Below are 21,377 nucleotides of genomic sequence, written 5' to 3' on the forward strand. Positions count from 1 at the left end.
AATACGAAGGTGCCCGATAAGAGGTGACCTGAACTAAGCCGCGGGAGAAATTTTTTGCGATTGTCTGGCAACATGTTTCCGTAAAAACTTCGGAACGTTCTCATCTTACTGATTTCGGGCAGGCAGAGCGTCTGACACCATGATCAGTCGCAAGAAGGAAATCGGCGAATGAAATCACATGCCAAAGTTGTTGTCGTTGGCGGCGGATGTGTGGGCTCGTCCATTCTGTATGGGCTGACACAGCACGGCTGTAGCGATGCGGTGATGCTGGAACGAACCACGTTGACCTCAGGCTCGACCTGGCACGCCGCAGGTCTGCTGGTCACCTTCGTGCGGTCCCGAAACGTGTCGAAGATGACGATGGAAACCATCCGCATCTATTCCGAAGTCGAACAGAAGATGGGTGCGTCGGTAGGCTTGCGCAAAGTGGGTCAGCTGCGCGTTGCCAACACCCAGGAACGTTGGGATGAATTCCAGTCATATATCTCGATTGCCGAGGCCGCCGGTGTGCCCTGCAAACTGTTGACGCCGGCGGAAATTGCCGATGTTCACCCCCTTTTGAGCCAGTCCGAGCATATTCGCGGCGGTATCCTGCATACCGAGGACGGCTATGTGAACCCGGCCGACATCACCATGGCAATGGCAAAACTGGCGCGGGATGCAGGCGCCACAATCTGTCAGAACACCGAAGCACAGGCGTATGAAAGGCTGGAAAGCGGTCATTGGAAAGTGACCACCAATCAGGGTGAGATCACGTGCGAGCATCTGGTTTTTGCCACCGGCAACTATGCCCGTGAAAATGCCCGGCGCGTTGGGCTGGACCTGCCCTGCATTCCTATCGTTCACCAGTACTGGACCACGGAAACCGTTCCACTGCTCAAGGAACGTCGCGCGCAGGGTTTGCCCGAGTTCCCGATCCTGCGGGATGAGGATTACGGCGCATATCTGCGCGAAGATGTCGGTGGCATTCAGTTCGGGCCCTATGAATTCACCAAGGACCTGAAACTGTTTGCCGAAGACCGCGTGCCACCTGACTTTGGCGCAGACCTCTTGCCCGAGGATTTCGATGCCGTGGAAACCCAATGGGAACGGGCGATCGAACGGGTGCCAGTGCTTGGCGAGGTGGGCATCAAGGCGAACACGCGCGGCCCCTTCCAAATGACGCCGGACGAATTGCCACTTGCCGGGCCAGCGCCGGGGCACAAAAACCTGTGGTTGGCCGAAGGGATGCCCGGTGGCATTCTGTGGGGCGGCACCGTGGGCGAACGGCTGGCCCGCTGGATCGTCGACGGTGATCCGGGCATGGACATGTCGGAACTGGACCCGCGCCGTTTCTCTGACTACGCCTCCAAACGCTGGACCATGGATAAGGTTCGCGAAACCTGGGGCACACATATGAACGCGCATATCCCCGGCGAAGATTTCCCGGGCGCGCGCCCAATGAAAACCGTGGGGTCTTACGATCTGCTGACGGCGCATGGCGCAGTCTGGACCAGCTTCAACGGCTATGAATTCCCGCGCTGGTTCGCCAAATCGCCGCAAGAGGCGATCCCCGAACATTCTTTCCGCCGCACCAACCACATGGAACGCGTTCAGGAGGAAGTGCACACCACCCGCGAAGAGGCCGGGTTCATCGAGATGTCGCCGATGACCAAGTTTACTATACGCGGTCCCGGCGCTGCGCGGTGGCTGGATGGTCTGATGGCAAACAAATTGCCCAAAGTGGGCCGGATGAACCTGTCGCTCTTGTTGAATCCAAAAGGTGGCATGGATGCGGAATACACAGTTGTCCGCTATGCGGAGAATGATTTCTATCTGGTCTCGACCCCGAATTGGCGCGCCTATAACTGGGATCAGCTGCAACGTCTGTTACCACAAGATCAATCGGTTATCCTTGAAGACGTTTCGGAACAGTTGGGTGTGATCGCTCTGGCCGGTCCCAAGGCGCGCGAGATTTTGCAACCGCTGACCGACAACGATTTGTCGAATGCTGCTTTTCCCTGGCTCTCTGCGCAAAAGGGTGAAGCGGGCTATGCCAAAGACGTAAACCTGCTTCGGGTATCTTACACAGGCGAGCTGGGTTGGGAACTGCACCATCCTGTCGGGTATAACCGACACCTTGTCGACCTGCTTTTGAAAGCCGGTGTAAAACCCTTCGGGCTTGAGGCGTTGGAGTCCATGCGCCTTGAAAAGTCCTATCGCGCCATCAACCGCGAGATTTGCAAGGACATGACACCGTATGAGGCCAGCCTTGATCGGTTTGTCGTCACCGAGGGGCGAGAGTTCATCGGAAAAGCGGCGCTGGAGAAGCAGAGAAGCGAGGGCAATCACAAACGGTTGGTCACGTTGAAGCTTCCCTTTGGCGAAACATCGGTGATGTTCGATGAGGGTGTTTATGCAAACGGTGAACTGATCGGGCGCGTTACGTCGGGTGGGTTCTCTTATTATTGCAACCACGACATAGCGATGGCACTTGTACCAAACGATATGACCGCGCCGGGTACAAGGATGCAGGTGTTGGTCCATTACGAAATGCGCGATGCCGAGGTGATCGATACTTGCGCCGTTGATCCCACCAACGCGCGTGCGCGTGCCTAACCCCTGAAGTAAAAAGACTGGATTTGAAATGATGACCGAACAATCGACCAAAACGCTTACTCTTGCCGAGGTTCGGGCGCTGGCGAAATCCGTACTTGTTTCTGCCGGAGTTAATGCACAGGGCAGCGATATTTTGGCCGACATTGTTACCCGGTCCGAGCGGGACGGACCGCGCAGCCACGGATTGCGTATGCTACCGGTCTATGTCCAAAGCTTCACCTCGGGCTATGCAAACGGCAATGCGAAACCCAAGGTAGAAAAGGCTGCCCCGGGCGTTTTGCGCGGTGATGCCGATAACGGATATTATCAGGTCGCCGCAGCAGAAGCCCGCGACACGTTGATCGAAATGGCGCAGGAATACGGCATTGCCGCGTTCACCTGCGCAAATTGCCACCATCTGGGCGCGTTGCGGTTTGACACCGAACCGCTGGCCGAGGCTGGTCTGGTAGCTTTCGCCGTGATCAACTCATTGTCCATGGTGGTGCCGCAAGGCGGGGTGCGCCCGGTTTTTGGCACCAACCCGATGTCTTTTGCCTGCCCGCGCGAGGACGGTGCGCCGATAGTCTGGGATCAGGCGTCTTCAATGGTTGCTTTGATGGATATCCGCATGGCCGCAGCCGAGGGGCACGACCTGCCCCGCCCCGCCGGGCTGGATCCTGACGGCCAACCCAGTACGGACCCGAACGCCATCCTGGAAACCCGTAGCCTGTTACCTTTTGGCGAGCACAAGGGCGCCGCAATCGCTTTCATGGTTGAGGTGTTGGGTGCCGCCCTGGCTGGTGGAACCCTTTCCGTGGACAATCAAGAACGCGAGACGTTCGGAGCCCTTAACATCAAAGGCGGTGCGACACTGATTGCGATTGATCCGACGAGGTTCGGCAACGCGGCCTTCAATCAATATATCACGCGCATTTGCGCAGAAATTGTCGGCAATGGGGAAGCCCGTGTTCCGGGTGACGGGCGTCTGGCCAAACGGGCGGCAGCCGAAGCTGACGGTGTTGTGGTCAGCACCGAGGTTCTGGCCGCGTTAAACGCGTCCTGAAATACCCGCGCTTAGCTTCCTGGCTAGAGAGCCTTCCTGCGACATGGGCGGCTTCAGGCGCCAATCCAGATTTGCCCAGGCGGCAATCCTGCAGAACCAAGCACGGATGCGACAAACCATTCTCCCCTCGGAACGGCGGTCCGTTGTGACCTGAGACGTCGTACTTATCGACCGCCGCCCGAAACAAATAGTCTGGAGAAGAAATCAAACAGGTCAGCGTGACACTCCAGAGGCAAAACATGCGCCACATATTGGTCCGGTCTGACGACGACCATACAGCCCTTTGTCCGGTCAATTCCGCGCATTTCGTAGATGTCTTCGCGCCTCTTGTGATCAACGCAAAAAACCTTCTCGAAGTCGCGCAGACCATACCTGCCTTTCTCGGGTTTCAAAAGAGACGGCATATCCTCATAGGCCAGCGATTTGAAATCCTGTGGGAAGATGGCCCGTAGATCTATCAAACCGTCGATGTCTTCGTCAGGGCGCGTAAACCGTCGCAGAGGAGAGTTCGGATCGCTTTGCAAAGCCTCGCAAAGGTGATGGATCGATCCGTCTTGCCTACCTGCGTCTCCCTGTTCTGCGAAGGCATAGAGCCTCCAGCGCGCATCCGCTTCGGCCACATGTCCCAATTGCATAGGCATGGCATCCGCAAGCCGGACAACTGGTGCGGAATGAAATCGCTTGCCTATAACCAGCCCACGCGCCAGATGCTGGTGAACCGGTTCGGCGACCAAGTCCGAAGGCCCATAGTGAACCGAAAGCCCGCCGGTGAATTCCAGATTTTCGATAAACTGTTTTTGAAATCGGGGCATGTCGGTGCCGTCAAGCTCTGACTCGCCCGGTGGCGCACTCATGATCCGGGCCCATTTATGGTCGGTTTCGACCAGTCTTTTGGCCTCTTGCAAACGCTCGGCCGAGTAGCTGTGAAGAAGGTCAGGCATTGACCTTCCTGTCAGCACATGCACCAGTTTCCAACCCAGGTTGAATGTATCGCCCATCGACACGTTCATCCCCTGACCCGCCTTGGGGCTATGGGTGTGGCAGGCGTCGCCCGCCGTGAACACGCGTGGGGTACGTGTTGCAATTTCATGCTGCGGGACATCGTCGAACTTGTCGGTCAACCTGTGGCCGATCTCGTAGACCGACCACCAAACGACTTCTTTTACGTCGATGGAATAAGGACGAATGATCCGGTTCGCGGCAGCGATGATATGGTCAGCCGTTAGATTGCGGTTGGCGACCCGCTCATCCGGGTTCAGCTTGTCAAGCTCGACATACATTCGGAACAGGTATCCGCCTTCGCGTGGAAGGATCAGAACGTTTCCCTCCGAAGCCGATTGAACAAGGCATTTCCGCCGCAAGTCGGGGAAATCGGAATTCGCCAATATGTCCATAACGCCCCACGCCTGGTGTGCGGCGTCGCCTTGCAGCTTACCCCCGATAGCCCTGCGCACATTGCTGCGTGCACCGTCACAGCCTACGACATAGTTCGCACGTACTGTAAGCCGTTCAATCACGTCGCCATCATCGCCCAGGCGTTCAAGCTGGGCTGTGACGGAGTGATCTGTGGAACCGGCATCAATCGTCAAATCGCTGACACGAAGCCCGTAATGGGGTTGCAGCCGCGTTGGAGCGTTTCTCATCACCTCCAGAAACAGCTCATGAATCCGGGCCTGATTCATCAAGGTATGTGGCATCTCGGATTGATCGTCGGCCACGTCCTGCACCGTGCCCGCCCGGCGGATGTGGTCCGGGTTTGCGGGATTGGGCGTCCAGAATGCCGTTTGGTTGACCCAATACGCTTCGCGCTTCACTTTCTCAGCGAAACCAAACGCCTGAAACATCTCCATCGAACGGACGTTGACACCGTCCGCCTGGCCTTTCTCCATCGGACCCGGTTTTTGATCCACGATCATTGTCGAAATTTCGGCGAACCCGGCCAGTTGCGCCGCAAGGCAAAGCCCGGCCGGTCCACAACCCGCGATCAGAACATCAACCTTTTCGGGGAGGGTTGTGGGGTGGATGTGGTGACCGAACGCAGCCGGTTTGATATCCGGATCACCCGGACGAAATCCATCAACGTAATATTGCATTGTCCCCTCCTCCGCAGGTTCACGCAATTTTAATAACTATACTTACTAATTCCTGTCAACAAAGATATGTACACTCACTAATTGCCGCGGTAGTTCTGAAAAAGTGACGGCGTAAAGTGATTTCGGAGGTTTTGAATGAGTATTTACGGAATGGCGGGGCACCTCATCCGAAGGCTCAATCAGATTTCAACCCACGTGTTCTCGGTCCGGATGCAGGAGGCCGGGATCGACCTTACATCCGTTCAGTACGCAGCACTTGAAACAATTCGCGCCGAACCCGGCATTGATCAGGCGACAGTCGCAGCGAAAATCGCCTATGACCGCGCAACAATCGGCGGGGTTATCGACCGGCTGGAGCAGAAAAACTATGTCAAACGCTCGGTCAGTCAACGTGACAGACGCGCGCGAGAGGTCACCTTATCCGAAAAAGGAAAAGACATCCTAGCGGCAGCTGCGCCAGTCGTAATTGACCTGCAAAACGAGATCCTCGAAGGGCTAACTCCGAATGAACGCGAAACTTTCCTGAAGCTCGCAGGCAAGGCAGTTGAAGCTGTCACCAACGATAACACACGGTCTTGAATTCCACCGCGGGCGCTGGTCCAATTGAAACAGGGAAAGCAAATCCACCGTTTTCGCGCTTTAGTTACCGAAAACAGAAACTAAAATCTAAGAAATCTCAATTTACCTTTGAGCCAACCGAGGGCAATGTAATCCTGAGAGGATAACTTGGCGTCCGCGCATAACCTGTCTGTTGCGTAGCGTTTCGACGAAAAGGTTCACATGTGTGAGCATTCTGTTTTCCGAAAAGGACCTGAAACCAAACACTAAGAAAGTGGATCAAAATCGTTATAAAACATAACTAATATGAGCAATCATGAACAGGGATGATACTCATAGGTCATCTAGGGAGGAGACCATGACCAACTTGCGCAGAACCATACTCAAATCTGCAGTGGCGGCGATTGCTTTTGGCGCCATGTCAACCACTGCCATTGCGGCCGAAGTGACACTGCGGATGCACCAGTTCCTGCCGGCACAAGCCAACGTACCCAAGAACGTTCTGGATGTCTGGGCCGACAAGGTCGAAGCGGATTCGGATGGCCGGATCGAAATTCAAAGGTTTCCGTCCATGCAGCTTGGGGGCAAACCCCCCGAACTGATCGACCAGGCCATTGATGGTGTGGCCGACATTGTCTGGACGGTGTCCGGATATACGCCGGGCCGCTTTCCCCGGACCGAAGTGTTCGAACTGCCGTTCACCATGACGAATGCAGAAGCCGTCTCACGCGCCTATTGGGATCTGGCCGAAGAAACTATGATGGACGATGACTTCAAGCAATTCAAAGTTCTCGGGCTCTGGGTGCACGGGCCCGGTCTAATCCATTCAAAGGAGCCGATCGAAAGCATCGAAGATCTGAACGGTGTAAAGCTGCGCGCACCGACACGCGTAACGAACGGCCTTTTCAGCTCGCTTGGGGCAACCCCCGTTGGCATGCCTGTTCCCGCGGTACCTGAAGCGCTGTCTAAAGGCGTGATCGACGCAACTGTGATTCCCTGGGAAGTGACAGGCGCCCTGAAGGTCAACGAGCTGGTCGGGAACCACACGACCTTTGGCGACGACACGCTATATACCACCACCTTCATCTTCGCGATGAACAAGGACCGCTGGGATGCACTGCCGGATGATCTGAAGGCCGTCATCGACGCCAACTCGGGCGCTGAATTCTCGGCCTTCGCAGGCAAGCAGATGCAGGCCGATGATGACGGACCGCACAAGCAGGCAATGGAACGCGGCAACAACATCATCACGCTGAGCCCGGAACAGGTTGCGGAATGGAAGGCAGCATCACAGCCGACCACTGACGCCTGGATCGCCGAGATGGATGAAAAAGGTCTGGACGGAACCGGCTTGCGCGCCCGCGCGCTCGAACTGATTTCGCAATACTCCGGCAACTGATCCGGTCGCTCTTCCGGCGCTATTTCCCGCTGGGAGAGCAATCCCTTTGGAGTTGATCATGCAGAAACTGGTTGAGCGCATCGCGCGCTTCATGGCCGTTCTCGGCGGTGTGGTTCTGACTGCGCTGGTCCTGCTGACCTGTGTCAGCGTGCTGGGGCGCGGCTTGAACACGCTGGGTCACTCGGACATTCTGACGTCACTGTCGGAAGCAGCGGCAAATGCGCTGATTGCATCGGGCGTCGGGCCGGTGAATGGCGATTTTGAACTGGTCGAAGCCGGCGTTGCATTCGCCATATTCTCGTTCCTGCCGATCTGCCAGCTCTACGGCTCTCACGCCACGGTCGATGTATTCACAAACGCCCTTCCGGCTAAGGTGAACAAGGTGATCATCACGTTCTGGGAAATCGTCCTGTCGCTTGTCATCCTTTTGATTACATGGCGCCTGTTTGTCGGCATGCAAAACAAGCTGGACTATGGTGAAACGACCTTTCTGCTGCAATTTCCTGTTTGGTGGGCCTATGGGCTAAGCTTTGTTGCCGCCCTTGTCGCATCACTTGTTGCTGTCTATTGCGCCGTCGCGCAGGTCATCGAGCTTGTCACCGGGCGTCATATCCTGCCCTATCGCGGGGAGGCCGCACATTGACCATGCTCGAACTGGGCTACGTGTCCTTTCCCGTACTTCTTATAATGATTTTCCTGCGCGCACCGATTGGCCTTGCCATGTTGCTGTGCGGGATTGGCGGGCTGTATTTTGCCATGGGTGGCACCAGCATGTTCATGGCCAAGCTCAAAACCGAAACCTACTCTACCTTCTCCAGCTATTCGCTGACGATCATTCCGATGTTCCTGCTGATGGGGCAGTTCGCGACATTATCGGGCATGTCTTCGGCCTTGTTCAAAGCGGCCGAAAGCTGGTTGGGCCACCGTAAAGGGGGCGTCGCCATGGCGGCAGTTGGCGCTTGTGCCGGATTTGGCGCAATCTGCGGGTCCTCCCTGGCCACCGCCGCGACGATGAGCCGTGTCGCGCTGCCCGAACTGCGCCGCTACGGCTATTCCGGCGGGTTTTCGACCGCAACGCTTGCTGCTGGCGGCACATTGGGCATTCTGATCCCGCCTTCGGTGATCCTTGTGATCTATGCAATCCTGACGGAACAGAATATCGCCAAGCTGTTTCTCGCGGCCTTTGTCCCCGGCATTCTGGCAGCGCTCGGCTATATCATCACGATTTCGATCTATGTGCGCATGTATCCTGACGCCGCCGGCACCCGCGAAGCGATCCCTTATCCTGAACGCGTACGGGCACTGCTGGATGTCTGGCCTGTCCTGCTGGTTTTTGGCCTTGTTGTTGGTGGCATCTATCTTGGCTGGTTCACCCCAACCGAAGGCGCAGCCGTGGGGGCGGCGGGAACCGGGTTGATCGCTCTGATCTCGGGCAATCTGAACTGGCAGGTCTTCGTCGAAAGCATCATTGCCACGGCCTCAAGCACGGCGATGATCTTCTTCATCGTGTTGGGCGCAGGGCTGTATAACAGTTTCCTAGCGCTCACTCAGGTACCGCAGGAACTGTCTGGCTGGGTCGTTGGACTTGGGCTCAGCCCGTGGATGGTGTTGTGCCTGATCCTGGTGTTCTATCTGATCTTCGGATGTCTTATGGACAGCCTGTCAATGATCCTGCTGACAATCCCGATCTTCTTTCCGGTCATCAGCGCACTGGATTTCGGCATGAGCCCCGAACATGTGGCCATCTGGTTCGGTATTCTGGTTCTGATCGTTGTCGAGGTCGGGCTGATCACCCCTCCGGTCGGAATGAATCTGTTCATTATCAACGCTATGGATCGTTCAACCCCGATGACCCAAACTTACAAGGCAGTGATGTGGTTTGTCACCTCTGACATCATTCGGGTCATGATCCTGGTGCTGTTTCCAGCCATTACCCTGTTCCTGATCCCCTAGCTTAGACACCAACAGCGGTCCGGAGCAGGCCCATCCGAAAATAGGTATGAGATACAACAATGATTGAGCATAATAAATTGGAGAGAGCACCATGCAGCTAAGTGGATGTATCGCCCTGGTCACCGGCGGTGGAAGCGGACTGGGCGCTGCAACGGCAAGGCATTTCGCCGCCAGCGGAGCAAAGGTTGCCGTTTTGGATTTCAATGCTGACGGTGCGAAGGCAGTCGCTGACGAAATTGGTGGCCTTGCCCTGCAAGCCGATGTCAGTGACGAGGCCTCCGTCAGTGCCGCGTTTGAGACGGCAGTATCCCATTTCGGGTCGGCGCCCAGAATCGCCGTCAGTTGTGCAGGCGTCGGCATGGCGGCCAGGATCGTTGGGCGCGAAGGCAAGCTGTCATTCGACGTGTTCGAGAAAACTCTGCGCGTGAACCTTTTTGGCACCTACAACGTGATGAGCCACGCGGCGAGACACATGGCCGGTCTCGACCCGTTGGCTGACGGTGAACGCGGTGTGATCATCAACACGGCGTCGGTTGCGTGGCAGGACGGTCAATTGGGTCAAGCCGCTTATGCCGCGTCCAAAGGGGCAATCGCTTCGATGTGCCTGCCTGCCGCGCGGGAACTCGCACAGTCGGGTATTCGGGTGATGGCCATCGCACCCGGCCTGTTCCACACGCCAATGATGGAAGGCTTGCCGGAAGAGGTCACTGCCAAGATCACTGCGAACATTCCTTTCCCTGCCCGCCTTGGCGAAGCGCGCGAGTTCGCAATGCTCGCCGAACAGATCGTTGAAAACCCGTTTTTGAATGGCACCACTATTCGACTTGACGGCGCCGTTCGTCTGCCGCCCCGGTAAGGAGTTCCCCATGGACAGCCAAATCCTGAACATTGAGGTCAACGGATCCATCGCGACCCTGACCATGAACCGCCCAGACAAGCGAAACGCGATGTGCGAGGAACTGTTGGGCGCGCTGGATGATTTCTTTTCTGCACCACCCAAAAATGTGCGTGTGGTGATCCTGACCGGAACTGAAGGGCACTATTGTTCCGGGTTGGACCTGTCCGAGCATGTTCATCGTACAGCCGAGGAAAACCTGCATCATTCCCGTCACTGGCACAGCGTCATGGACAAGATCCAGTTTGGTGGGCTTGCGGTTGTCTCGGCCATGTTTGGTGCCGTGATCGGCGGCGGGCTGGAGCTTGCAGCGGCAACACATGTTCGCATCGCTGAACCTTCGACGATCTTTCAGCTTCCCGAAGGCCGCCGCGGAATATTTGTCGGCGGCGGTGCGACCGCGCGGGTCGGTCGCCTGCTGGGGGCCGATCGGATGACCGAGATGATGCTGACCGGCCGCAAATATCGTGCCGATGAAGGGGTATCGCTGGGGCTGGCACATTATAGCGTTGGTGAAGGCGAGGCTTTGGCGCTGGCCCAAACGCTGGCAGGTAAGATTTCCCGAAACGCGCCACTGTCAAACTATCTGATGATTCAGGCGGTCGCACGGATCAATGAAATGTCGCAAAACGACGGGCTGTTTACTGAATCTCTGGCTGCGGCCCTGTCGCAAACAACACCCGATGCGCAGGAGGGGCTGCGGGCCTTTCTTGAAAAGCGCGCCCCGAACTTCAGGTGAACACATGAAAAGGAAACATGAACACACGCCAGAAGACGGCGCGCCAAACACGATTAGCGATGCTACGCTGCGGGGGTTTGTCGGGTATCGCATGAAACGGGCCTTCAATGTGGTGCAGGAAGATCTGACAACAACTCTGCGCCCCTTTGATCTGCGAATGCTGACGTATACGGCACTGGTTCTCATCGTCGATAACTCCGGATTGCGGCAGTCCCAACTGGCTGATGCAATGGATATCGAGCGCCCGAACCTTGTCGTTATCATTGATGAACTGGAGCGCAGGGAACTGATCGTCCGCGACCGGGTACCCACCGACCGGCGCGCCTATGCCCTCAGGACGACATTGGCGGGAAGGCAATTATATGAAAAGGCCGTCGCCGCGGTTACCGCCCACGAAGGCAAGCTGCTGGCCGGTTTGGATGACGCAACCATCACCACCGTTTTCGATGCCCTCAGGACGATCGAAAAAGCGAGGAAAAGGGGCTGATCATGCAACGCACATCGGAATACCTGGTGCATTCTGTTTCGCGCGAAGATCGGGCCGACGGCTCCATCCTGCTAAAATCGAACCACACTCTTGGTCCTGTCGTCGACAAAACCGGTGTCTGGCTGCACGCCTGGGCCTCGGACGCGCCTGACCGCACGTTCATTGCTGAACGCAGCGGCGCGGGATGGCGCAAGGAATGCTATGCGACCACGCTTGAAAAGGTGCGAGCCATCGCAAGCTCGCTATTGGGGCGTGGGATGGGGCCAGACACACCGATCCTGATCATGAGCGGTAACGGCTTGGATCATGGCCTTCTGAGTCTGGCTGCTCAGTATATCGGCATACCAACAGCCCCCGTGGCTGAGCAGTACGCGTTGATCCATGGCGCGCACGGCCGCCTGCGCCATGCCATCGAACTGGCGCGCCCGAAGATGGCCTATGTCGTCGATGCGGATAAATACCGAGAGGCGCTGGAACTGGATGCGCTTCAAGGGGTCGAAATCGTAGCCAGCCGACAAGGCAGGAACAGTCAGGTCACAGCGTTCGACGAACTTCTCAAAGGGGATGTCAGTGTCGATCTTGGGGCCGCCTATGAACTGGTTGGCCCCGCCTCCGTCGCCAAGATCCTGATGACCAGCGGTTCAACCTCGGCCCCGAAAGGGGTCATCACGACCCAACGCATGATGTGTGTGAACCAAACCATGCTGGCCGACGCGTTGCCATTTCTGCGCACGCGTCCGCCCCGAGTGGTCGATTGGCTGCCATGGAACCACGTCTTTGGCGGATCACATAATTTCAACATGATGCTCGCCAACGGCGGAAGCTTCTACATCGACGACGGCAAACCGGTAGCTGGTCTGTTTGAGAGGACGCTGGAAAACCTGTCCATGGTCACCGGCACGCTCAGCTTCAATGTTCCCGTAGGTTACGGCATGCTGCTGGGCGCATTGCAGCGGGATGGCAATTTGCGGCGGCGGTTCTTCGAAGAACTTGATCTGATCTTTTATGCGGGCGCTTCACTGCCACAGGACATCTGGTCTGGATTTGAACAGATGGCGCTGGATGTCAAAGGTGAGATACCGCTGATGACCTCATCCTGGGGACTGACCGAGACAGCGCCCGCCACAATGATGCAGTCCGAGCCCATTGATCGTTCCGGGGTTGTTGGCGTTCCGATGAACGGCGTGACACTCAAGCTGATACCGGATGAAGACATGCGGTGCGAAATGCGCATCAAAGGGCCAAACGTGATGCCCGGGTATTTCAACGAACCCGAAAAGACGGCCAGTGTTTTCGATGAAGAAGGGTTTTTCATTACCGGCGACGCCATGCGGTTCATCGACCCGCAGGACGTAAACAAAGGTATGAAATTCGATGGCCGGATTTCTGAAGATTTCAAGTTGCTGACCGGTACATGGGTGCGTGCCGCGCAATTGCGGATGGACTTGTTGACCTGTCTTGCGCCTCTTGCTTCAGATCTGGTCATTACAGGTGCCGACCGAAATGAGATCGGCGTCCTGGTCTTTCCCGATGTCGCCGAGTTGAAGCGGGAAGGATTTGACCTGAGCGACGACAGTGGCGCCTACCGCTGCGCACTGTTGCAAGGCGAAATCCACCGCCGCCTGACAGAGCGCGCACGCGAGTTATCGGGCAGTTCCACACGGATCGGGCGCGCCATTGTCCTTAGCGAGCCCGCCTCGATGCCCGAGGGCGAAATGACCGCCAAGGGGAACCTCAATTTCCGCAAAATACTGACACGGCGGCAAAATTTACTTGTGCGTCTTTATGACGACGCCGACCCGGCAATCGTAAAGATCTGAGAAAGGAACGAACAGATGGTCGATATCTCCAAGGTTCGCGCAATCGACATTCACACCCACGCTGAAGAACCCTGCGGGTGCCACTCGGATGATGGCTATGACGACCTGCAGGCAACCATGGCCAACTACTTTGGCGCTCCGTGGAGCCACCCGCCTACGGTTCCCGAAACTGCACAGCACTATCGTGAGCAAAACATAGCCGCGGTGATCTTCCCGGTCGATGCCGAGCGGGAGACCGGCTATCGGCGCTACAAGAACGAAGAAGTTGCCGCTTTGGCGGCGGAAAATGACGATGTGCTCATCCCGTTTGCGTCAATCGATCCGCACAAGGGCAAGATGGGCGCACGCGAGGCGCGCCGCCTGATCCGCGAATTTGGTATCAAAGGGTTCAAGTTTCATCCGACGATGCAGGGGTTCTACCCCAATGACCGTATGGCTAATGACCTTTACGAGGCAATCGCCGAGGAAGGCTGCATCGCCCTGTTTCACACGGGCCAGACCGGTGTCGGTTCGGGCATGCGCGGCGGTAACGGAATGCGGCTTAAATACTCGAACCCGATGTTCATGGATGACGTCGCCGTCGATTTTCCGGATATGAAGATTATCCTCGCCCACCCGTCATTTCCCTGGCAGGAAGAGGCTCTGTCCGTGGCGCAGCACAAGCCCAACGTCTATATCGACCTGTCCGGTTGGTCACCAAAGTACTTCCCCGAGATCCTGGTGAAATACTGCAACTCGATCCTCAGGAAAAAGGTTCTGTTTGGGTCCGACTGGCCAATGATCACTCCTGAACGCTGGCTGTCGGATTTCGAGAAGATCAATATCAAGGACGAACTGCGCCCGGACATCATCAAAGGCAATGCCGCGCGCCTGCTGGGACTGACCCCGTGATGCTGCCCCCTGCCCCATCGCGTCCCTACCCAGTCACTTTGAGATTCGACAGTGCCAAACCGCCAGAACCGGGCCGCGTCGTGACCGCCGAACTTACCAGCTGTCGGGTGATATGATCATGAAGCCATTCGAAGCCCCGCTTACGGACATCTTATTCACGTTGAACCACGTAGCCCGGGCTACCGAGCTTCCAGACTGGGACGCTGACCTGGCTGGTGAGATCGGCGAACATTTTGCCGCCTTCGCACAAGGTGAAATTGCCCCGCTGGACGAGCCGGGAGACAGGCAGGGATGCACGCTGGAAAACGGTCGCGTATCCATGCCGGCTGGCTTTGCCCAAGTTTATGCCACGTATTCGGAACAGGGCTGGCCCTCTCTCACCGTGCCTGAGGAATATGGCGGTCAAGGGCTTGGAGCCTTGATGCTGGCCATCACGTCCGAGGTTTTTTCGGGCGCAAACCACAGCCTTCAGATGGTTACGGGGTTGGTTCCGGGCGCGGTGCGTACCTTGTTGCGCTTTGGCACAGAGGATCAGCAATACCGGTACATTCCGTCTCTGGCCTCGGGTGAAACTCTGGCCACCATGTGCCTGACCGAACCCGGGGCCGGATCTGACCTTTCACGCGTGCGCTGCCGGGCGGAACCTGCCGAGGATGGCTGGAAGGTCACGGGCGGAAAAATCTTTATCTCTGGCGGTGACCAGGACATGAGCGATCACATCCTGCATCTTGTGCTTGCGCGCACGTCCGATGACGGCGTCAGAGGTTTATCGCTGTTTCTATGCCCCAGCTCCTGCACAGACGGCAGCCGCAACCAAGCTACCGTAACGCGCATCGAGGAAAAGATGGGCCTGCATGCCTCGCCCACGTGCCAGCTGGCATTTGATGGTGCCAAAGCCGAATTGATTGGGGCCGAGGGTGAAGGTCTGATGGCCATGTTCACCATGATGAACCACGCCCGGCTTGATGTCGCCCTACAGGGCGTCGCGCACGCCGCGCGGGCTTATGACATTGCCAGTACTTATGCCAGTGAAAGGGTACAGGGACGCAATCCCGACGGTCAACCGGCAACACTGGATCAACATGCCGACATCCGCCGCATGCTGGATCAAATCGATTGGCTGGCGGTCAGTAGCCGCAGTCTTGCACATCTTGCATTTGTCACCATGGAACGGGGCACATCGCCTGACCTGGTCGATTTTCTGACCCCGGTCGCCAAGGTCTATTGCTCCGACGCCGGTATCAAGGCCGCCGAATTGGGTATGCAGGTTCTGGGCGGCTATGGCTATTTGCGCGAATACCGGCTGGAGCAGACCTATCGTGACGCCCGAATTACCTCGATTTACGAAGGGGCCAACGGCATACACGCGCGTATGCTGGCAACACGTCTGGCCGCAGGGCCTGCGGGCGACGCCTTTGCCGAATTTGTTTCACAAGAAGCCGAGCATTGGACATGCAATGCAATTTCGGACGCACTGGACACTTGGCAATCCGCTCGCAGAAAGCTGAAACATGGTGACAGCGCGGCGATGGCGCATGGGTTCATGCAAACGACGATTGATACCGCTCTGATCTGCTTGCGGGCGCGGCTGCGCAACGCCGCGAGCCTCCACCCATCCCCGGAACGGATCAAACGCATTTGCGGTTGAGGCTTGATCCACACGCACGGATTATCGACAACCAATACCCATCGCCAGTCGGACAGAAAGGCAGGCAACATGACAGATCCAAAAGTGCTGATCGCGGGCGGTGGTATTGCCGGGTTGTCGCTGGCGCTGACACTGCATCAGATTGGCATCGACTGCACCGTCTTTGAAAGCGTTCGGCACCCGCGCCCGCTGGGTGTTGGGATAAACCTGCAACCCAACGCAGTGCGTGAGTTGTACGATCTGGGTTTCACGGCTCGGGACTTGGACGGGTTCGGCGTCCCAGCGCGGGAATGGGCGCTTGTTGGTTTGAATGGGCATGAGATTTATTCGGAACCGCGCGGAACTTTTGCCGGTTACAACTGGCCGCAATACGCGGTGCATCGCGGCGCGTTTCACATGGCGCTTTACAAGCGGTTTGTCGAACGCGCAGGCCCGGATGCCGTACGCCTTGGCGCTCGGGCCACTGGGTACCAGATCAATGCGGACGGGACGGTTACAGTGCGGCTGCAAACTGACGAGGGGGCTAACCGCGAAACCGGTGCCATTCTGATCGGTGCCGACGGTATCCATTCAGCCATCCGCGCCCAAATGCATCCAAGCCAACCTCCGATCCATTGGGGAGGTGCCGTCATGTGGCGCGGCACAACACTGGCAAAGCCTGTGCGCACGGGTTCCTCCTTTGTCGGACTGGGTACGCATAAGAAACGAATGGTGATCTACCCGATCTCGCACCCCGACCCCGAAACCGGCTTGGCGCTGATAAACTGGATTGCCGAAGTCACCCACGATGACCCGGCCGCGCATGCGGCAACCGGATGGTTCCGGCAGGTTGAGGCCAAGGATTTTGCGCACCATTTTGACGGATGGACCTATGACTGGCTGGATGTTCCAGCTCTGATCCGCGGTGCGGGTGTGACATACGAAAACCCGATGATCGACCGCGATCCGGTTGAAACGTGGGTTGACGGGCCGGTTGCCTTGATCGGAGACGCCGCCCATCCGATGTACCCCACCGGTTCGAATGGGGCCAGCCAGGCGATCATGGACGCCCGCGTTTTGGGGGCCAGCTTGCTCAAGCATGGCGTGGGTTCAACCGCGCTGGTGGCTTATGATGACACGCTGTGCGGTCCGGTGTCAGACCTTGTCCTTCGCAATCGGGGTGCCGGGCCTTTTGGCCTGTTGAATTTGGTCAACGACCGCTGTGCCGGTGTGTTCGACGATATTGAAACGGTCATTCCCTTGGCTGAAAGGGCCAGTTTCATGGCCAAATACAAAGCTGCCGCCGGTTTCGCGCGTGACGCCCTGAACAGTGCACCGCCAACGATTGCGCCCGGCTCGCAACTTGTGCGGCAGGTGTAATGTATGAGCCGTCGGAAATAGAACACCTGCGCCCATGACAACAGCGTTTCGCCGGGCCTGTGTATCGCTCGCAAAATCACGCGCTGCCGTGAACGATTTTGCGGGACCACAGCTTGCCCCTCTGAATTTTCGTTTGTGGCGAAACGACCAACAGCTAAACGGAAAGAATGCACCGGATCAGACCTGTCTGAACGCCAGACATGGTTTGATCGAAGAAAATTAATTTCATTGCACCGCCTTCTCATGTTCAATTGCACGCAAGGCGGCATGACCAGCGAAAGGATTGATAATGCAGGATCATGGATATGCGTCAGGACGACTGAACCTACCTTTCGTTGGAATATCGACCTTTGGAAAATCTCCGTATGTCGAGGATTGGGACAAAATTGATGCGGATGTTTGTGTCCTAGGTGCCCCCTTTGATTTCGGCACCCAATGGCGCGCCGGGGCAAGATTCGGCCCTCGGGCCGTGCGCGAGGCTTCGACCCTGTTCAGTTTTGGACATGCCGGTGCTTATGACCACGAAGACGATGCTACCTATCTGGACAGTTCCGTGCGCATCGTGGATTTGGGGGATGCAGATATCGTCCACACAAAGACCGAGGTCAGCCACGAAAACATCGCCTATGGTGTTCGCAAAATTCTGTTCGCCGGGGCGCTGCCGCTTGTGATCGGCGGCGATCACTCTGTCAACATTCCCTGCATTTCCGCGTTTGAAGATGATTGTGCACAAAATGGCCCGATCCACGTGGTTCAAATCGATGCGCATCTGGATTTCGTAGACGAGCGTCACGGTGTCACCAATGGCCACGGCAACCCCATGCGACGGGCGATCGAGAAAGACTATGTCTCGGGGATGACCCAGTTGGGCATTCGAAACGTCTCGTCAACCGCCAAGGAAGGATACGAGGACGCACGCGCACGTGGATCAGACATCCTGTCCGTGCGTCAGGTGAGAAAGCTGGGAACCGGGGGCGTTCTTGAACGCATTCCTGAAGGTGCTCGGTACTATGTGACAATAGATATCGACGCCTTTTGCCCCTCTATCGCGGCGGGGACCGGGACACCCAGCCATGGCGGATTTCTGTATTATGACGTACTGGAAATCCTTCAAGGCCTCGCTAAACGCGGCAATGTCGTCGGCATCGACCTTGTCGAAGTGGCACCAGCCTATGACCCCAGCGAAAGCACGCAGATTCTGGCTGCGCAGCTATTGTTGAATTTCCTGGGTTTCATCTTTCACGAACGCGCCGGTCGCGAAAAATGAAGGGGGAACGTATATTCCCCCTTCTTTGTATCAGGCACCGATGATGTTGTGGCCGGGCCCATATGGGAAGCCGGTGATGTTCTCGGCCCCGTCTTCGCCCACCACCAGAATATCATGCTCGCGGTAGCCCCCTGCACCGGGTTGCCCTTCGGGGATCCACAGCATGGGCTCGATTGAAACGACCATTCCAGGTTCCAGCACGGTGTCGATATCCTCGCGCAGTTCCAGACCCGCCTCACGCCCGTAATAGTGGCTGAGAATGCCGAACGAGTGGCCATACCCGAACGAGCGGTATTGCAGTAGCCCCTCATCGGCAAAGAAACGGTTGATCTCGGCGGTGATGCCTGAACAGGTCGCACCGGGTTTGATCAGGCTCAGGCCCAGTTCATGGGCCGCCACATTGGCCTTCCAAAGGCGCAGGCTGTCAGCGTCCGGCTCACCCAGAAACAGGGTACGTTCCAGCGCGGTGTAATAGCCCGAGATCATCGGGAAAGTGTTCAGCGACAGGATATCGCCTTTTTGCAGAGCGCGTTTTGTAACCGGGTTATGTGCGCCATCGGTGTTCAGCCCGGACTGGAACCAAACCCAGGTGTCGCGATATTCGGCGTCTGGATAAGCGCGCGCGATTTCCTCTTCCATTGCGTCTCGGCCCGCCATGGCAATCTCGATCTCAGTTGCGCCTTCACGGATGGTGGCATGGATCGCCGCCCCGCCAACATCCGCGGTGCGAGCCCCACCCTTGATCAATTCAATCTCTTCAGCGGATTTGACCATGCGCGCGGTCATTGTATCCGGCGCGATGTCAACCAGCTCGGGGGTACCCAGCATCCGCAGGGCGGTGTCGCGGGCGGCCAGCGTCATGTGGTCGCCTTCAATGCCGATCCGCTTGGCGTTGCCGATCAGACTTGCAACCGCACGCCAATAGTTGTCGCGCTTCCAGTCAGTATAAATCACGTTGTCTTCGACTGACCGGCGCCACGGTTGCCCGGCGTCGATGTTGGCCGAAACGGTGGTGCAGGCCTCTTGGGTGACCACGCAGCCATACGGACGGCCAAAGGAACAATACAGAAAGCCCGAGTAGTAGGCGATATTTTGCATCGATGTCAGCAGAACCGCAGGAATATCACGTGCGGCCATGATGCTGCGAAGCCTGCTGAGACGGCGATCATACTCACCCTTGCTGAACGGCAAAGGCGCTTTGTCACCATTGTGACAGGTAAAGAATTCGGGGCGTTTTGATGTGTCGGTCATCACTTGGTCTCTCATCTTTGCCGGGCGACAAATCCCGGCCACATGTCCCGGCGTTCAGGACAGGCGGTCTCGGGGTCCGAGAGCCGATCATCCCCTTAAACGCCGCGACGCCATCGCAGCGGAGATGAACACGTGAATCGTTAGATCAGACAGAATGCTCCGTCAAGCGGGTGAAAGCCCCCGCAAACGTTCGGACCGACGCCGCAGCAACTCAACCGTAGTCAGCAGCGCAATCGACAGAACCACCAGGATCGTCGCAACCGCCAGAATGGTCGGGCTGATCTGTTCCCGCAGGCCCGTGAACATCTGCCACGGCAGAGTCTTCTGACTGGCTGAGCCAACGAACAGAACCACCACAACTTCGTCGAACGAGGTGATGAAGGCGAACAGGCCACCCGAGATCACACCCGGCAGAATCAGCGGCATCTGGATCTTGAAGAAGGTCCGCACCGGCCCTGCCCCCATATTCGCAGCCGCCCTCGTCAGCGAACGATCAAAGCTCACAAGCGTGGCGGTCACAGTGATGATCACGAACGGGATACCCAAAACGGCGTGCGCCAGGATGACTTTCAGATAGCCCACAAAGTTCTTGTTCATGCCCAGCGTCCCTTCAAGGAACCGTCCGATATCGCTGTAGAAAAAGAACATGCCAGTGGCCGATATAATCAGCGGAACGATCATCGGCGAAATCAGGATGCCCATGATAGCACGGCGGCCGGGTACGTGGCTCTGGCTGAGGCCAATGGCAGCCAGAGTGCCAAGCGAAACCGAGATGATTGTGGCAATCGGGGCAATGATCAGCGAGTTCTTGAAGCTGCGTTGCCATTCGTTGTTGGTAAAGAAATCACGGTAGTGCTTGAGTGAATACCCTTCAGGGTCCAGTCGCAACATCTCGGGCGTGAAGGTAAAGAAATCCTGCGCATTGAACGACAGCGGCAGAACCACAAGGATCGGTGTGATCAGGAAAACGAAGATCGCACCGCAGATCACCCGGAACAGGTAGTGGTAAAACACCTGCTGCGCGGTCAGGTATGGCAATAGCTTGCGCCGGTATCGCCCTTCGTACAACCAATAAGTAAACCAGGCGAAGAACCAGCCGCCCAGCAGGCCAAGTACTCCGCCCATTGGGCCCGACATCAATAAGCCCGCTATGCCAAAACCAATGATGTTGATCCAGCGGGCCATCTTCTCGTTCTTCAAAACGGTGATGTAGACCCAAGCGAGCGCAGAAATCAGGACAGCGCCGCCAATGATGCCCAAAAGAACCGAGCCGTTACCCGCGCCGACAAAGACACCGGCGAAGGCGCCTGCCAGCGCGACACTTGGCAGAACCATGGACAAAGGTTTGCGGGATATCGGAGTAAGTGCGGCCATGTC

Annotated in this window: 17 protein-coding genes; 14 read left to right on the plus strand and 3 right to left on the minus strand. The window is 57.1% G+C overall.

Annotated elements, in window-relative coordinates:
* Positions 1–168: 168 nt before the first annotated feature.
* Positions 169–2,598, plus strand: coding sequence for a GcvT family protein (locus ACR0DY_RS06870; RefSeq protein WP_480481623.1), 2,430 nt, complete (start codon positions 169–171; stop codon positions 2,596–2,598).
* A 28-nt stretch (positions 2,599–2,626) separates the two neighbouring features.
* Positions 2,627–3,640 (plus strand): Ldh family oxidoreductase, encoded by a 1,014-nt coding sequence (locus ACR0DY_RS06875; protein ID WP_480481625.1) that lies wholly within the window; start codon positions 2,627–2,629, stop codon positions 3,638–3,640.
* A 164-nt stretch (positions 3,641–3,804) separates the two neighbouring features.
* Here the strand turns inward: ACR0DY_RS06875 and ACR0DY_RS06880 are convergent, their stop codons facing one another.
* Entirely contained in the window at positions 3,805–5,733 is a 1,929-nt protein-coding gene (locus ACR0DY_RS06880; RefSeq protein ID WP_480897996.1) for an FAD-dependent monooxygenase, read from the minus strand.
* A gap of 135 nt (positions 5,734–5,868) precedes the next feature.
* Here ACR0DY_RS06880 and ACR0DY_RS06885 point away from each other — a divergent pair, with 135 nt between their 5' ends.
* From ACR0DY_RS06885 to speB, 12 genes are all read left to right on the plus strand, one after another.
* Positions 5,869–6,312, plus strand: coding sequence for a MarR family winged helix-turn-helix transcriptional regulator (locus tag ACR0DY_RS06885; protein ID WP_480481629.1), 444 nt, complete (start codon positions 5,869–5,871; stop codon positions 6,310–6,312).
* Between the two features lie 337 nt (positions 6,313–6,649).
* Positions 6,650–7,690 carry a TRAP transporter substrate-binding protein gene (locus ACR0DY_RS06890; RefSeq protein WP_480476338.1) on the plus strand — a complete coding sequence of 347 codons (1,041 nt, stop codon included), beginning with the start codon at positions 6,650–6,652 and terminating at the stop codon, positions 7,688–7,690.
* A 58-nt stretch (positions 7,691–7,748) separates the two neighbouring features.
* Positions 7,749–8,333, plus strand: coding sequence for a TRAP transporter small permease (locus tag ACR0DY_RS06895; protein WP_480486114.1), 585 nt, complete (start codon positions 7,749–7,751; stop codon positions 8,331–8,333).
* Positions 8,330–9,643, plus strand: a complete 1,314-nt coding sequence (locus ACR0DY_RS06900; protein ID WP_209504353.1) for a TRAP transporter large permease — start codon at positions 8,330–8,332, stop codon at positions 9,641–9,643. Before ACR0DY_RS06895 ends, ACR0DY_RS06900 begins: the two co-directional genes overlap by 4 nt.
* Before the next feature lie 91 nt (positions 9,644–9,734).
* On the plus strand, positions 9,735–10,499 hold the full coding sequence (locus tag ACR0DY_RS06905; RefSeq protein ID WP_480481633.1) for an SDR family NAD(P)-dependent oxidoreductase: 765 nt from the start codon (positions 9,735–9,737) through the stop codon (positions 10,497–10,499).
* Between the two features lie 10 nt (positions 10,500–10,509).
* On the plus strand, positions 10,510–11,277 hold the full coding sequence (locus ACR0DY_RS06910) for a crotonase/enoyl-CoA hydratase family protein (RefSeq protein WP_480897997.1): 768 nt from the start codon (positions 10,510–10,512) through the stop codon (positions 11,275–11,277).
* 4 nt (positions 11,278–11,281) lie between these two features.
* Positions 11,282–11,764, plus strand: a complete 483-nt coding sequence (locus ACR0DY_RS06915) for a MarR family winged helix-turn-helix transcriptional regulator (protein ID WP_480897999.1) — start codon at positions 11,282–11,284, stop codon at positions 11,762–11,764.
* Between the two features lie 2 nt (positions 11,765–11,766).
* Positions 11,767–13,584 (plus strand): feruloyl-CoA synthase, encoded by a 1,818-nt coding sequence (locus ACR0DY_RS06920; RefSeq protein ID WP_480898001.1) that lies wholly within the window; start codon positions 11,767–11,769, stop codon positions 13,582–13,584.
* A 15-nt stretch (positions 13,585–13,599) separates the two neighbouring features.
* Complete coding sequence (locus ACR0DY_RS06925; protein ID WP_480481641.1) at positions 13,600–14,475, plus strand: amidohydrolase family protein; 876 nt, start codon at positions 13,600–13,602, stop codon at positions 14,473–14,475.
* A 118-nt stretch (positions 14,476–14,593) separates the two neighbouring features.
* Positions 14,594–16,123, plus strand: coding sequence for an acyl-CoA dehydrogenase family protein (locus ACR0DY_RS06930; RefSeq protein WP_480486125.1), 1,530 nt, complete (start codon positions 14,594–14,596; stop codon positions 16,121–16,123).
* 69 nt (positions 16,124–16,192) lie between these two features.
* Positions 16,193–17,482, plus strand: a complete 1,290-nt coding sequence (locus tag ACR0DY_RS06935; protein WP_480486127.1) for a flavin-dependent oxidoreductase — start codon at positions 16,193–16,195, stop codon at positions 17,480–17,482.
* A 289-nt stretch (positions 17,483–17,771) separates the two neighbouring features.
* The gene (speB, locus tag ACR0DY_RS06940; protein WP_480481699.1) at positions 17,772–18,749 is read left to right on the plus strand and encodes an agmatinase; all 978 of its coding nucleotides are present in this window, start codon (positions 17,772–17,774) and stop codon (positions 18,747–18,749) included.
* A gap of 30 nt (positions 18,750–18,779) precedes the next feature.
* Here the strand turns inward: speB and ACR0DY_RS06945 are convergent, their stop codons facing one another.
* Both ACR0DY_RS06945 and ACR0DY_RS06950 read right to left on the minus strand, forming a co-directional pair.
* Positions 18,780–20,000 (minus strand): aminopeptidase P family protein, encoded by a 1,221-nt coding sequence (locus ACR0DY_RS06945; RefSeq protein ID WP_480545703.1) that lies wholly within the window; start codon positions 19,998–20,000, stop codon positions 18,780–18,782.
* Positions 20,001–20,162: 162 nt separating this feature from the next.
* Complete coding sequence (locus tag ACR0DY_RS06950) at positions 20,163–21,374, minus strand: ABC transporter permease (RefSeq protein WP_209504363.1); 1,212 nt, start codon at positions 21,372–21,374, stop codon at positions 20,163–20,165.
* Between the last annotated feature and the right edge of the window lie 3 nt (positions 21,375–21,377).

The sequence above is a fragment of the Ruegeria sp. O6 genome (assembly GCF_056535045.1).